This is a genomic window from Myxococcus sp. SDU36 (genome assembly GCF_030168875.1).
GTDB classification, from domain to species: domain Bacteria; phylum Myxococcota; class Myxococcia; order Myxococcales; family Myxococcaceae; genus Myxococcus; species Myxococcus vastator.
Window position 1 is genome coordinate 614077 of the sequence record NZ_CP077414.1, and the last position, 13944, is coordinate 628020.

Here is a 13944-nt window from a genome sequence, read left to right on the forward strand (position 1 = left end):
CGATCCAGCACGTCTGATGCCTTCCGTTGCCGCCATCACCCGTCATTCGTGTGAGAGTGAATGCCGGTTAGCCCGCATTGACGCTTCTTTGTCTGGCAGACTAGCGTGCTCCAATCCCGCGCTTCAGTGACAGGCGGGAGTTCCCCTGATGGCAGACACAGCAGATAATTCCATGGCCGCGCAGTCGCGCCGCCTCTCCGTCGAGGAGCGGCTGGGTCAGCTCGAGACGGAGCAGGCCCAGCTGCGCCAGGAGCTGGCGTCGCTGGCGGGTGAGCTGCGACTGCCGGGCCTGTACCTGGCGGTGGACGCGGCGGGTACCAGCGCGCTGATGGACGCGGAGACGGTGCAGGAGGTGGTGCGGCTAGTGGAGTTGGAGCCGCTGCCCGGGGCGCCCGCGCACGTGGCGGGGACGTTCGTCTACCGGGGCAGTCCGGCCGTCGTCGTGGACCTGGCGGCGCTCCTGGGGGTGAAGCGGGAGGCCTCCCTGGATGCGCACCTGGTGGTCTGCGGTGGCGGCGCGCGCACGGTGGCCGTGCTGGTGGACCGCGTGCGCGACCTGGTGGAGTCCCCGGTGCTGGTGGACGGGACGCCGGATGGGGCGTCGCCGCTGCCGTGGGATGCCAGCGGGCTGATGGCGGGCCTGTGCCGGACGCCTGAGGGCGTGCGCCCGTTGCTTCGGACGTCCGCGGTGCTCGTGGGGCCGGAGGCGCCGTGAGCGAGGGGGTGCTCGACGACGCGACGCTGGCCCGGGTCGAGGACGTCCTCCAGACGGCCTGCGGGGTGACGTTGGCGCGCAGCCTGCGCCGCTCGCTGGAGACGGCGTTGGGCCGTGCCGCGCGTTCGCGAGGCCTGGCGCCCGACGCCTTCCTGCGCAAGCTGCTGGTGCGCGAGGCCGCGGCGGTGGAGTGCTTCATCGAGCACGCCGTCATCGGCGAGACGTACTTCTTCCGTCACCCGGAGCACCTGCGCACGCTGGCGCGCCTGGCCCAGACGCACCCGGCCCCGTGCTTCCAGGTGTGGAGCGCGGGCTGCGCCAGCGGCGAGGAGCCCTACAGCATCGCCATGGCCCTGCTGGCGGAGGGGCTGCCCGAAGGCCGCTTCCGCGTGCTGGCGACGGACGTGTCGGAGCGGGCGCTCCAGCGCGCGCGGGAGGGCGTGTACGGCCCATGGTCCCTGCGCCGCATCGAGCCGGAGCAGGAGCAGCGGTTCCTGGTCGCCAGCGGCGACGACTCCTCCGTCATCCCCCAGGTCCGGCGCGCCGTGGAGTTCCGGCGCCACAACCTGGCCGTGGACCCGCCGCCCTTCATGGGCCTGGGCGCCATCTTCTGCCGCAACGTGCTCATCTACTTCCCGACCGAGCTGGCGCGGGAGGTGCTGAAGCGCTTCATCGCCGCGCTGGCTCCCGGTGGGCTGCTCTTCGTCTCTCCGGCGGAGGTGCCGCTCACCAATGGCCTGGGCCTGGAGACGGTGGACGCCGAGGGCAGCGTGGCGCTTCGGCTCCCGGTGCCGGGCGCTCCTCGCGCCGTGGCGTCCGAGGCGCGGCTTCCTCGCCTGGGGGCGGGCCGCAATCAGGTGGCCTCGGCGGTGCCTCCAGCCGGGTGGGCTCAGGCGCTGGACGCTTCAAGGGCGCGCCGCGCGCGCGTGCCGACCCGGGGCGCGACGCCGTCCACGGAGGGCGGGCCGCTGACGTTCGGCACGTCCCTGGGCGTGCCCGGGGCGTCGCGTCCTGAGTGGGCCGCGTCCACGCCAGCCTCCGCAGCTCTGGCCGTACCGCGGCCCGTGGCCGTGGACGCGCCTGTTGCCGTGGAGGGCCCTCCCCTGGAGCGCGCCATCATCGCCGCGCGCGCGGGCCACTTCGAGGCGGCGGAGGCGCTGGCGCGCGAGGCCGCGAAGGCGCTGGTCCCCGAGGCGTACCTGCTGCTCTCCATGGTGGCCGAGGTTCGTGGCGACCTGAACGGGGCGGTGGAGGCGATCCGCAAGGCGCTGTACCTGGAGCCCCGGCTGGCGCAGGGGCACGCCACGCTGGTGGCCCTCTACGGGCGGATGGAGCGGCGCGAGGACGCGGAGCGTGCGCGGCAGAACGCCCTGCGCGCGCTGGACGGACTGGATGATGAGCACCCGCTGCGTGGGGTGGAGACGATGACGGCCGGCGGCCTGAGGCAGGCCCTGGCGCCAGTCGAGCAGGCTGGCTGGCATGGCGTGCGCTGAGAGGCGCGCGCTCCGCACGAGGTGGGAGGCAACGTGGACGTCAAAGAGACGCACCTGACACCGCCGGGCCGCGCGCCGGGGAGCAGGCTCAGTCTGCGAATGAAGATCCTCGCGCTCACCGGGGCGACGGGGGGGCTGGTGGCCGTCATCCTCATCACCACGACGTGGATGCAGATGGGCGATGCGCTTCGCAATGACCTGTCCCGCCGCGCCAGCTCGGTGAGCGTGGAGCTGGCGAAGACGCTGACGCCCATGCTGGGCGCGAGGCGCGACCCGGAGCGGCTCCAGGAACTGGTGCAGGGCGCGCTGAGCCTGGGCCCCGAGGTCGCCTATGTCCGCGTCCATGACGCGGACGGCGTCCTCCTGGGCGAGTCCGCGGCGGAGCGCTACGTCGGCGAGGCGCAGGCTCCGGCCTCCGTCGAAGGCGATGCCTCGGTGCTCCGCCGCAGGTCCGTGAAGGGCACGGGCCTGGTGGAGACGACGACGCCCGTGCTCGCGGCCGGCTCCACCGCGCACCTGGGCACCCTCCAACTGGCGCTCCATGAGGAGGGGCTGAGCCAGACGCTGCGGGAGGCCACGCGCTTCACGGCCATCATCAGCCTGCTCGTGCTGGTGGCCTGCCTGGTGGCGGCATGGATTGTGTCCGGGATGCTCGTGGTGCCGCTGGAGCGGCTGGCGCGCGCGGCGGCGGGCATCGCGGCGGGGGATTTGCGCCAGCAGTTGGACCTCCAGGGCTCGGATGAGATTGGCGACGTGGCGCGCAGCTTCGCGGTGATGACGGACGCGCTCTCCCACCTGCTGCAGGACCTGCGGAGCGCGGCGGCGGAGATGGAGCGCGAGGCGGCGGGCGTGCTGGCCACCTCCACCCAGCAGTCGGCCATGGCCCACCAGCAGGCCTCCGCCATCAATGAGACGAGCACCACGGTGGCGGAGATTGCCCAGACGTCCAAGCAGGCCACGGCCTACGCGGACTCGGTCATCTCCCAGACGCAGAAGTCCGAGGCCCTCAGCGCGGAGGGGCAGAAGGTCGTCAGCGAGAGCGTCTTGGGCATGGAGAACCTGGGCGAACAGGTGAAGGCCATTGCCCTGTCCATCACCGACCTCAGTGAGCGCACGATGCAGATTGGCGACATCATCGGCACGGTGAAGGACGTGGCCGAGCAGTCCAACCTGCTGGCGCTCAATGCCTCCATCGAGGCGGCCAAGGCCGGAGAGCAGGGCCGGGGCTTCGCGGTGGTCGCCACGGAGATGCGCACGCTGGCGGAGCAGTCCCGCATCGCCGCGGAGCAGGTGCGCGGCCTGCTCAACGAGGTGCAGAAGGGGACGCGGCAGGCGGTCAGCGCCACGGAGGAAGGCAGCCGCCGGGCGCAGGCGGCCATGGAGCTGGCGCGCGAGGCGGGGACGACCATCCTGGGCCTGTCGGAGGTCATCCGCGAGTCGTCAGGCGCGGCGCGGCAGATTGCCGGCAACACGCGTCAGCAGACCATTGGCGTGGAGCAGATCTCCACGGCCATGAGCGAGCTGACGTCCGCCATGGGAGACTCGGTGGAGAGCACCCGGCGCATCGAACAGGTGTCAGGCAACCTGACCAATCTCTCGAAACGGTTCTCGGACCTGGTGGGTAGGTACCAGTTATGAACGCAAAGGTGCTCATCGTCGAAGACACGAAGACCATCACCAACCTCCTTCAGGTGTACCTGATGGGGTGGGGGCTGGAGTTCTTCGACGCTCCGAATGGCGCGATTGGATTGACCAAGGCGCGGGAGCTCAAGCCGGACCTCATCATCTCCGACGTGCAGATGCCGGAGATGGACGGCTTCGCGCTGTGCGCGGCGGTCCGCGCGGACCGGCAGCTTCACGACACCCCTTTCATGATGCTCACCTCGCTGAAGGACGACGCGAGCCGGCAGAAGGGCAAGCTGGTGGGTGCCAGCGCCTTCCTCAACAAGCCGGTGTCCGTGGACGACCTTCGTTCGAAGGTGCGCGACATCCTGAAGCTGCCCGCGACCCGGTACTGAGCGCATGTCGAAGGACGACGCCAAGATGGATTACGCCGGGCTGCGACGCCAGCTCACCGAGGCGCACGCGCTGCTGGACGGCAAGCAGGGTGTGAGCCCGGAGAAGCGGCGCGAGGTGCTGAGCGCCCGGGCCCGGGCCCTGGCCGAATCCCGCCACGAGGAGCGCCAGGAGGTGCTCTCCGTGCTGGCCTTCACAGTGGGCGGCGAGCGCTATGCGGTGCGAATCGAGCACGTGGACCACGTGATTGAAGCGCGCGGCATCGCCTCGCTGCCCGGGGCTCCCCGGCATGTGTTGGGGGCGCTGGTGAGCCGCTCGCGCGTGGTGCCGGTGTTGGACCTGCGCCAGCTCCTGGGGCTGGAGGGCGGCGGCATGTCGGACCTCGGCAAGGTGGTGGTGGTCGAGGCGGATGACAGCGAAGAGGGGTTCGGGCTGGCGGCGGAGTCCGTCGAGGGGCGCAAGGAGTTGCCGAAGGGGGAGCTGTCCCAGCCTCCGCCCGGGCCCTTCTTGTTCCTCACGCCGGACCGGCTGACCGTGTTGGACCTGGAGCAGCTCGGGGGCCCGTCCGCCACGCGGCCCGAAGGGGAGTAGGCACGCGCCATGGATCCTCAGCTCTTGCGCAGCATCTGGCCGGTGTTCTCCGCGGAGACGCGCGAGCAGATTCAAGCCATCGGGTCGAAGGTGTTGGGGCTGGAGGGCCCGGCGCAGGGGCGTGAGCCGGACCTGCTCCCGTCGCTCAAGCGGCTGGTCCACAGCCTCAAGGGCTCCGCGGCCAGCCTGGGCCTGGACGACATCGAGCAGGTGGTGCACGCCATCGAAGACGGGCTGGCCACCTTCAATCAGGAGGAGCGGCTGCCCCGCGACCTGGTGGAGGCCATGCTGCGCGGCCTCTCCGCCATCGAAGGCGCCATGGCCCGTGGCGACGCCGGCCAGTCCCCCGCGGTGGAAGGCCTGTCCTCGCTGCTGGCCGCCCTGGGGCACGAGTCCGCGGAGGCCGTCCCCCAGACGGCGGCCTCGGGCGCGGCCGCGCAGGGGCTGGAGGTGCTGGACCTCCTCGAGGCGGGGCTGAGCGCGCTGTGCTCGCCGGACGTGCCGGACCGGGCCGCGGTGGTGCGCACGGCGGTGGAGCGGGCCCGCACGTTGAAGGCGTCCGCCGAGTCCGCCGGAGCGCAGAAGGTGGCCACGCTGGCGGAGGCCGCGGCGCTGGGCTTCACGCGCATGGAGCCGGGCGGTGACTCCGCGGGGCGGGCCGCTGCGGACGTGGCTGGCACGCTGGTGGAGCTGCGGACGGCGTTGGAGGCGGCGGGTGGGGCAGGGGCGGTGGCGCGCGCCGTCCATGCGCTGCGCGAGTCGCCGTCCCCCGCGCCCGTGGAAGGCGCGGCGGCGCAGGGGGCCCCGGCCGCGGTGGCCACGCCGGAGTCCCGTGGACCGGCGGACCAGACGGTGCGCGTGTCGGTGAAGACGTTGGAGTCCATCGCGCTTCAGGTGGAGCTGCTCCTGGCCGGGCGCGCGCAGCAGACGCGGCGGGGCGCGGCGCACCGCGTGTTGATGGACGGCATGCGCGAGGTGCTGATGCACCTGGAGCGCGCGTCGTCGCAGCTCGCGATGGCGGGCGGCGGTCCCGCGCTGGAGCCGCTCCGCGCGGGCGTGACGCAGATGCGCGGGCTGCAGAAGCAGCTCCTGGAGCTGACCAAGGAATCCCACCGCGACGGTGAGCAGCTCACGCTGGTGGCCCAGGTGGCGCGCGATGACCTGCGCGACCTGCGCATGGTGCCGGCCTCGCAGGTGCTGGAGCCGCTGCGGCGCACCGTGCGCGAGACGTCCGCGCGGCTGGACAAGCAGGTGACGCTGGAGCTGACGGGCGGCGAGGTCCGGCTGGACCGGCGCATCCTCGACGCGCTGAAGGACCCGCTGCTGCACCTGGTGCGCAACGCCATTGACCATGGCCTGGAGTCCACCGAGGAGCGGCGGGCCGCGGGCAAGCCCGAGGCGGGACGCCTGACGGTGCGGGTGGAGCCCCGGGGCCCGCGCATCGCGGTGGTGGTGGAGGATGACGGCTCCGGCTTGTCACCCAGCCGGGTGCGCGCCACGGCGGTGCGGCGGGGACTGCTGCCGGCCGACGAGGCGGAGAAGCTGTCGGACGCGCAGGCGGCGCGCCTCATCTTCCAGCCGGGCTTCTCCACGCGGGAGCAGGTGACGTCGACGTCCGGGCGGGGCGTGGGCCTGGACGTGGTGCAGGCGACGGCGCAGCGGCTCCAGGGCTCGGTGGACGTGGCCTTCACGGCGGGGCAGGGAACGCGCTTCACCGTGGACCTGCCGCTGACGCTGGCCGCGGCGCTGGGGTTGCTCGTGCGCACGGGCACCACGGTGTCCGCCATTCCCTCCGACAGCGTGAATCGCATCCTCCGGCTGAACCCGGATGACGTGGGCACCGTCGCGGGCCGCGTGGTGGCGCGCCTGGACGGGGAGCAGCTCACGTTCCTGCCGCTGGCGGAGGCCATTGGCCTGCCCCGGCTGCCGCTGGCGCTGGACTCCGGCAAGGTGCAGGCCGCCGCGCTGCTGACGGTGGGCGAGGACAAGGTGCTGTACGCCATCGACGAGGTGGTGGGGCAGCAGGAGATTGTCGTCCGCTCGCTGGGGCGTCACCTCAAGGGCGTGCGGCACCTGGCGGGCGCGGCGGTGCTGGATGACGGCCGCGTGGTGCCGGTGCTCAACGCGGCGGAGCTGGTGCGCGCGGCGCGGCCGGAGACGCGCTCGGTGGCGCGTGAGACGACGCGGCCCCGCATCCTCGTGTGTGATGACGCGCTCACCACGCGCTTCGCCATGAAGTCGCTGCTGGAGATTGCCGGCTACCCGGTGGTGACGGCGGCGGATGGTGAAGAGGCGTGGGGCATCCTGGAGCGCACGCCCTGCCAGCTGGTGGTCAGCGACTGGCAGATGCCCCGGCTGGACGGCGTGGGGCTGGCGCGGCGAATCAAGTCGCACCCGCAGCTGCACCGCACGCCCATCATCCTGGTGACGTCGCTCGACAGTCCCGAGGACCGCGCCGCCGGTCTGGAGGCGGGCGCGGACGGGTACCTCGTCAAGCGCGAGGTGGAGCGAGGCCGCCTGCTGGAGCTGGTGCGCCAACTGCTCCCCGCGTCCTGACGGCGGCGCGCCTCACGCGTCGCGAGGCGCCACGGGCACGGTGTCGTCCACCGGCAGGTGGACCACCCAGCCGTTGCCGGTCTCCTCCGGCGACGAGAGGCCACCCCGCAGCCGCTGCGTCAGGTGCCGCAGCAGCGTGACAGTCTTGTCCGGCAGCGCCTTGCCACCCCGGAGGGTGACGCGCAGCTGCCACACGCCCGCGTCCCCCACGGCCTCCACGCGCACCGCGGCGGGCGCGCCCGACGCCGCCACCGCGCGGGCCAGCGTGCGCACCAGCAGCTCCACGTCATCCCGGGAGCCGGAGAGGGCCACGGGCCGGTCCGGAAGCGTCAGCGTCGTGTCCACGCCGCGCTGGCCGCGCGCGGCGGGGATGAAGGCCGTGCGCAGCATGGGGCGCAGGTCCGCCACGCCCTCGTCCCGCACCTTCGCCAGCCGGCGCTCGATGATGGCGCTCTGGTCGTCCGCCGAGCGGCGCAGCCGCTCCAGGTAGCGCTGGAGGGGGGCCGTCAGCCCGCCCGCCGTTCCCTTCAGCATCATGTCCACGTATCCCTTGATGACCATCAATGGTGTCCTGAGGTCGTGTGAAGCCCGGGAGCGCCGGTGCTCCTGGTTCACCACCTGCCGCTCCAACCGCCGCTGCGTCTTCAGCAGATGCACGTGCCGCGCCGCCGCGTCCGACTCGCGGGCATGCACCGCGAGCAGCACGGCGCCGAACGCCGACAGCCGCGCGAGCACCCGCGCGTCCCGGCCGGTGGGCCGCTCGGGCCACACCACCAGGGCCGGCCGACGGCTCACCCTTCCCCGGACGCGCGTGGCCGTGACGACTCCCGTCGCCGCGACGCAGACGCGCCCGTCATAGAAGGCCGCTCCGGAAGCGCCCGTCATCCGCTGGGCCTCGCGCACCAGGGACTCCAAGCCCGCACGCGCACCACAGCGGAAGGCACGCTCGGCGACCGCCGCCAGCGTCTGTTCCACCCCTGCATCGGACTCGTTGCCGATGCGCCACCCCGTCCAAGCACCTGCCAGCACGCGGGAAGGTATGGGCACGCCACGCACGCGCCGCAACACTGCTCAAGGTGGGAGCCGGGCGGCCACGAATCGGAAATCCTTTTCCCTTCAGGGCGTGTGATCCCCCCACTTTTTACCGTCAGGGGGGACGGAGCCGCCGCGCAACCCCGCTCAACTCCTGAGAAACAGCCCCTGGCCAGGCACTTGCTAACGGCATCCGGCACGGGTGGCGGAAGGGGCGAATGGGGACTCTCGATTACTACGCGGCGATCGCTCGACTTGCACCAGGCGCACTGGCGCGCAGCGCGGTGCGGCGTGTCCAGGGTGTGGCGCGGCAGGCGCTCTATCGTCGGCGCGAGCGCGCGGACGAGGTGCAGCTCCTCGAGTGCTACGGGGCGGCGGATGGCGCGGAGCTGGTGGAGCTGGCGCTGGGCCAGCGCACCTCACGCATCTGGTGTGAAGTCTCCCAGCGGGCGTCGGTGCTGGAGGCGCTCGCCTCGGTGCCCGGCGGCCTGGAGCGCGCGCGGGCCCGTGCCCAGGCCGCGCTTCGCCAGGAGTGGGACGTCTTCGGCACTCCGGTGGCTTTCGGCGAGGGCCGTCCGGTGGACTGGTCCTTGGACCCGGTGAGCGGCCACCGCTATCCGGTGGAGCCCGTGGAGCGCCTGTCGCTCGCCGTGACGGGGAGCGATCCAAAGTATCCGTGGGTGATGGGCCGGCTCGACAGCGTCGTGGCGCTGGGCCAGGGCTCCTGGGTGGAGACGGCCGCTGACGTGCGCGCGCGACTGGCGGAGGCCTTCGTGGCGCAGGTGCTGGACTTCCTCCAGGCGAACCCCGTGGGGCAGGGCGTGCACTGGGCGTGCGCCATGGAGGTGGCGCTGCGCGCCGCGAACCTGGCGCAGGCGCTGGCCATGTTCTCCGCCGCGTCCGCGGTGGCCCGGCCGGACTTCCTGGTGCCGGTGCTGAGCGCGCTGGCCGAGCACACCGCCTGGGTGGAGGCCCACCTGGAGGACCGCGGCGCGGTGCCCAACAACCACCTGGTCTCCAACTACGTGGGCCTGTTGGTGGTGGGCCTGCTCTTCCCGGAGCTGCCGGGCGCGCCGCGGCAGGTGTCGCTGGCGGTGGGGGGGCTGCGCGAACAGATGGAGAAGCAGGTGCACCTCGAGGGCACGTCCTTCGAGGGCTCCATTCCCTATCATCGCCTGTCGGTGGAGCTGTTCACCCTGGCGTACCTCGCCGCGCGCGGCGCGGGTGTGCCATTGGGGCCCAGGTACGAGTCCCGGCTGCGTCGCATGTTCCACGCCGTGCGCGCGTGGTGCTCCGAGCAGGGCCTGGCGCCGCAGATTGGCGACAACGATTCCGGCCGCGTCGTCCCGCTGCGCGAGCGCGAGGACAACGCGCACGGCTATCTGGTGGGCCTGGGCGCGGCGCTCTTCGGCGATGCGGGCCTGGGCGGCGGCGAGTTCGTGGACGAGGCCGCGTGGCTGCTGGGCCGCGCCGGGCAGGCGCGTTTCGCCGCGCTCGCGCCCGCGCCCAAGCCCGTGTCGGTGAGCTATCCGGAGGGTGGTTTTCACATCTTGCGCGGCGCGGGTGTCGTTATCACTGTCAGCGCCGGCAAGCAGGGACAAGGCGGAGTCGGGGGACACAGCCACAACGACAAGCTTTCTTTCGAGCTCCACGTCGACGGGCGTCCCGTCATCGTGGACCCGGGCACCGGCACCTATACGCGTGAGCCCGCGCTGCGGAACTGGTTCCGCGGGACGGCCGCGCACAACACGGTGCAGGTGGATGGCGCGGAGCAGGCGCCCCTGGACGCGGCGCGGTTGTTCGCGCTGCCGGAGGAGGCTCGGGCGCGGGTGGTGGCCTTCCTGCCGGGGAAGTCGGTGGACAGGTTGTTGGTGCGGCATGACGGCTACCGCCGGCTGGCCGCGCCCGTGGGAATCGAGCGCACGTTCCGGCTGGACCGGGGCGAGCGCGCTCTGGCCGGACGTGACCGCTTCGTGGGCATGGGCCGGCATGACGTGGTGGGCAGATTCCATCTGCCAGATGAACAGGCGCGAGTGGTGTCGCCTCAAGCGCAGGTCCTGTCACGCGCGGGTCGTGTGATGGAGGAGCCGGTGTCGTTCGAGCCGCTCGTGGTGGAGCTGGGCCCGGAGGGGGCCCCGCTCGCCTGGGTGGTGCTGGAGCAGGGGCTGACGGCGCGGTTGGTGCCGTCGAAGTATTCGCCAGGGTACGGGAGGGTGGTGCCGTCGCTGGCGGTGGAGTTCCGGGGGCAGGTGACGCCTCCGGCGTGGCTGAGGTGGGTGGTCGTTTTCCGCTGAGTGTCGGGTCGGGATGTGACCGTCTTGACGGCACGTCGCATGAGGAGAGGTGAGGACGATGAGGGTGATGGTGAGCAGCCCGCTGCTGGAGCGCATCAAGAAGCGGGACGCGAGGGTGGGTGTGGTCGGACTTGGCTACGTCGGTCTTCCGCTGGGCATGGCGTTCGCGGAGGCGGGCTTCCCCGTCATGGGGCTCGACATCGACAAGCGGAAGATTGACAAGATTGAGAAGGGGGAGAGCTACATCAAGCACATCCCCAGCGCTCCGCTGTCGGAGCTGAGCAAGTCAGGGAAGCTGAAGGCCACCACGGACTTCGCCAAGGCGAAGGACATGGACTGCGTCATCATCTGCGTGCCCACGCCGCTCACCGCGTCGCGTGAGCCGGACATGAGCTACATCATCCAGACGGGAGAGGCGCTCGCGCCGCACGTGCGCCGGGGACAGCTGTTCATCCTGGAGTCCACCACGTACCCGGGGACGACGGAGGAGGTGCTCAAGCCGCTGCTGGAGAAGAACGGCCTCAAGGCGGGCGAGGACTTCTACCTGGCCTTCAGCCCCGAGCGTGAAGACCCGGGCAACAAGAGCTTCAACACCAAGACGATTCCGAAAATCGTCGGTGGCTACTCTCCCGCGTGCTCCGAGGTGGCCGCTGCGCTCTACGGCAGCGCGCTGAAGGAAGTGGTGCCGGTGTCCTCCACCCGCGTGGCGGAGCTGACCAAGCTGCTGGAGAACATCTTCCGCTGCGTCAACATCGCCATGGTCAATGAGATGAAGATGCTCTGCGACCGCATGGGCGTGGACGTGTGGGAGGCCATCCAGGCGGCGAGCACGAAGCCCTTCGGCTTCATGCCCTTCTACCCGGGCCCGGGCCTCGGCGGGCACTGCATCCCCATTGACCCGTTCTACCTGACGTGGAAGGCGCGCGAGTACGAGTTCCACACCAAGTTCATCGAGCTGGCCGGCGAGGTGAACTGGCAGATGCCGTACTACGTGGTGCAGCGCACGATGGAGGCGCTGAACAAGAACAAGCAGACGCTCAACGGCGCGAAGGTCCTCTGCCTGGGGGCGGCGTACAAGAAGGACATCGACGACATGCGTGAGAGTCCGTCGCTGCGCATCTTGACGCTGCTGGCGGAGAAGGGCGCGGACCTGTCGTACCACGACCCGTACGTCCCGGAGCTGCACAAGGGCCATGGCTTCAACATGGAGATGAAGTCCGTGCCGCTGAAGCCGGAGACGCTGGGCCAGTACGACGCGGTCCTCATCCTCACGGACCACTCGGACATCGACTACGCCATGGTGGTGGACCGCTCGAAGGTCGTCATCGACACGCGCAACGCCACCAAGGGTGTCAGCAAGGGTCGTGAGAAAGTGACGAAGGCCTGACAGTCCTTCGCCGCCCGCCCGGAAACCGACCCTCCGGGCGGGGGGCCTCTCGTTCACGGATTCCGCCTTCGCGGCGTCCGTCAGCGCGGAGCTGCTCGTATCGTGGAGGGGATGGGCTAGTGTCGGGGCCGTGCAACCCCTCCTCCAAAACGTGTTTCCCTTGCTGGCACTCTCGGCGCTGCTGACGGCGGCGGCGCCCGTGCCGGATGCGCGCGTGAAGCTGCTCGAGGCGATGTCCGCCGAGCTGGCGCGCAACCACCAGCAGCTGAAGATGCAGAACCACGAACCCCCGTACTTCATGAGCTACCAGCTCAAGGACTACGAACAGCACGCGATTTCCGCGCGCTACGGGGCGCTGTTCATGGACGACGGCTACCGCGAGCGGAAGCTGTACGTCGACGTGCGCGTCGGTGACTACGACTTCGACAGCTCGGTGGCGGAGGGGCTGGAGTTCAGCTTTTCGACCAAGGGCACCAGCTACGTGTCGCGCAAGGAAGGCCCGCTGGACGACTCGCCGCTGGCGCTGCGCACGTCGCTGTGGCTCATCACCGATGAGAAGTACAAGTCCGCGCTGTTCCAGTACCTGAAGAAGAAGGGCGAGGACGTCTACGCGGTGGAAGACCCGAAGCGTCCGCCGTCCTTCACGCGCGAGAAGCCGGTGAAGCACGTGGCGCCGCCGGTGGAGGCGCCGTTCGACCGCGAGCGCTGGGTGAAGGTGGCCCGCGCCGTGTCGGCGCGCTTCAACGCGCACCCGGAGCTGTTCGACTCGGAGGTGCGCGTCACCAAGGACAAGGTGACGCGGCTGTTCGTGTCCTCGGAAGGCAGCCGCATCATCACCGAGGAGACGCTGTACGGCCTGCATGTCTCCGCCGTCACCCGCGCGCCGGACGGGCAGCTGCTGGACAACTCACGCAACTTCTACGTGCCCACCGAAGCGGAGCTGCCGGACGCGGCGCGCCTGGACAAGGCGGCGGATGACGTCATCCGGGAGCTGCTGGCCCTGCGCGCGGCGCCCGCCATCGACCCGTACACGGGCCCCGCCATCCTCGCGCCGGAGGCGGCCGGGGTGCTCTTCCATGAAGCGGTGGGCCACCGGCTGGAGGGAGACCGGCAGGAAGGTGACAACGAGGGCAAGACGTTCAAGGGCCAGGTGGGCAAGCAGGTGCTGCCGGCGTTCATCTCCATCCACGACGACCCGACGCGGCGCGTGCTCCAGGACGAGCCGCTCAACGGCTACTACCTCTTCGACGAGGAGGGCGTGCGCGGCCAGCGGGTGACGCTGGTGGAGAAGGGCGTGCTGCGCAACTACCTCCAGGGGCGCCGGCCGGTGGAGGGCTTCCTCCAGTCGAACGGCCATGGCCGCAGTCAGGGCAACCTGAAGCCGGTGGCGCGCATGGCGAACCTGTTGGTGGAGAGCACGAATGGCGTGAGCGACGCGGAGCTGAAGAAGCGCCTGATTGCCGAGGCGAAGCGCCAGGGCAAGCCGTTCGGCCTCATCATCCGCGACATCACCGGGGGCAACACCAACACGTCCGGCTACGGCTACCAGGCCTTCAAGGGCGTGCCGCGCATGGTGTACCGGGTGGACGTGAAGACGGGGAAGGAGACGCTGGTGCGCGGCGTGGAAATCGTGGGCACGCCGCTGTCGGCGGTGAACCGCATCCTCGCCTCGGGGCAGAAGCCCGGCATCTTCAACGGCTTCTGCGGCGCGGAGAGCGGCAACGTCCCGGTGTCCACCGTGGCGCCGGCCATGCTGCTCCAGGAGCTGGAGCTCCAGCGCACCATGGAGGGGAAGGACCGCCCGCCGATTCTCACCAGCCCGGCGGCGCTGGAGTCCCCGGCGGCGAAGCCGTAGCGCTC

Annotated in this window: 10 protein-coding genes; 9 read left to right on the forward strand and 1 reads right to left on the reverse strand. The window is 71.1% G+C overall.

Going from position 1 to position 13944, the window contains the following annotated elements:
* The first annotated feature begins 148 nt into the window (after positions 1-148).
* Genes KGD87_RS02535 through KGD87_RS02560 form a run of 6 tightly spaced genes read left to right on the forward strand, consistent with a single transcriptional unit; the run spans position 149 to position 7371 of the window.
* Positions 149-715, forward strand: coding sequence for a chemotaxis protein CheW (locus KGD87_RS02535; RefSeq protein ID WP_284665972.1), 567 nt, complete (start codon positions 149-151; stop codon positions 713-715).
* A complete protein-coding gene (locus KGD87_RS02540; RefSeq protein WP_284665973.1) occupies positions 712-2208 on the forward strand; it encodes a CheR family methyltransferase in 1497 nt (498 codons plus the stop codon). The genes KGD87_RS02535 and KGD87_RS02540 overlap by 4 nt, the downstream gene beginning before the upstream one ends.
* A gap of 21 nt (positions 2209-2229) precedes the next feature.
* The gene (locus tag KGD87_RS02545; RefSeq protein WP_502887997.1) at positions 2230-3846 is read left to right on the forward strand and encodes a methyl-accepting chemotaxis protein; all 1617 of its coding nucleotides are present in this window, start codon (positions 2230-2232) and stop codon (positions 3844-3846) included.
* Positions 3843-4226: a response regulator gene (locus KGD87_RS02550; protein ID WP_163779934.1), complete on the forward strand. Its 384-nt coding sequence runs from the start codon at positions 3843-3845 to the stop codon at positions 4224-4226. The genes KGD87_RS02545 and KGD87_RS02550 overlap by 4 nt, the downstream gene beginning before the upstream one ends.
* 4 nt (positions 4227-4230) lie before the next feature.
* The gene (locus KGD87_RS02555) at positions 4231-4815 is read left to right on the forward strand and encodes a chemotaxis protein CheW (protein ID WP_163779932.1); all 585 of its coding nucleotides are present in this window, start codon (positions 4231-4233) and stop codon (positions 4813-4815) included.
* Positions 4816-4824: 9 nt separating this feature from the next.
* Complete coding sequence (locus KGD87_RS02560; RefSeq protein ID WP_284665975.1) at positions 4825-7371, forward strand: hybrid sensor histidine kinase/response regulator; 2547 nt, start codon at positions 4825-4827, stop codon at positions 7369-7371.
* 12 nt (positions 7372-7383) lie between these two features.
* Here the strand turns inward: KGD87_RS02560 and KGD87_RS02565 are convergent, their stop codons facing one another.
* Entirely contained in the window at positions 7384-8346 is a 963-nt protein-coding gene (locus KGD87_RS02565) for a sensor histidine kinase (protein ID WP_284665976.1), read from the reverse strand.
* 359 nt (positions 8347-8705) lie between these two features.
* On the opposite strand from KGD87_RS02565, the gene KGD87_RS02570 reads away from it, so the two are divergent.
* The 3 genes from KGD87_RS02570 (at position 8706) to KGD87_RS02580 (ending at position 13939) form a co-directional block, all read left to right on the forward strand.
* The gene (locus KGD87_RS02570; protein ID WP_284668756.1) at positions 8706-10697 is read left to right on the forward strand and encodes an alginate lyase family protein; all 1992 of its coding nucleotides are present in this window, start codon (positions 8706-8708) and stop codon (positions 10695-10697) included.
* Positions 10698-10764: 67 nt separating this feature from the next.
* On the forward strand, positions 10765-12084 hold the full coding sequence (locus KGD87_RS02575; protein WP_284668757.1) for a nucleotide sugar dehydrogenase: 1320 nt from the start codon (positions 10765-10767) through the stop codon (positions 12082-12084).
* A 130-nt stretch (positions 12085-12214) separates the two neighbouring features.
* Positions 12215-13939, forward strand: a complete 1725-nt coding sequence (locus KGD87_RS02580; RefSeq protein ID WP_284665977.1) for a TldD/PmbA family protein — start codon at positions 12215-12217, stop codon at positions 13937-13939.
* Positions 13940-13944 lie beyond the last annotated feature (5 nt).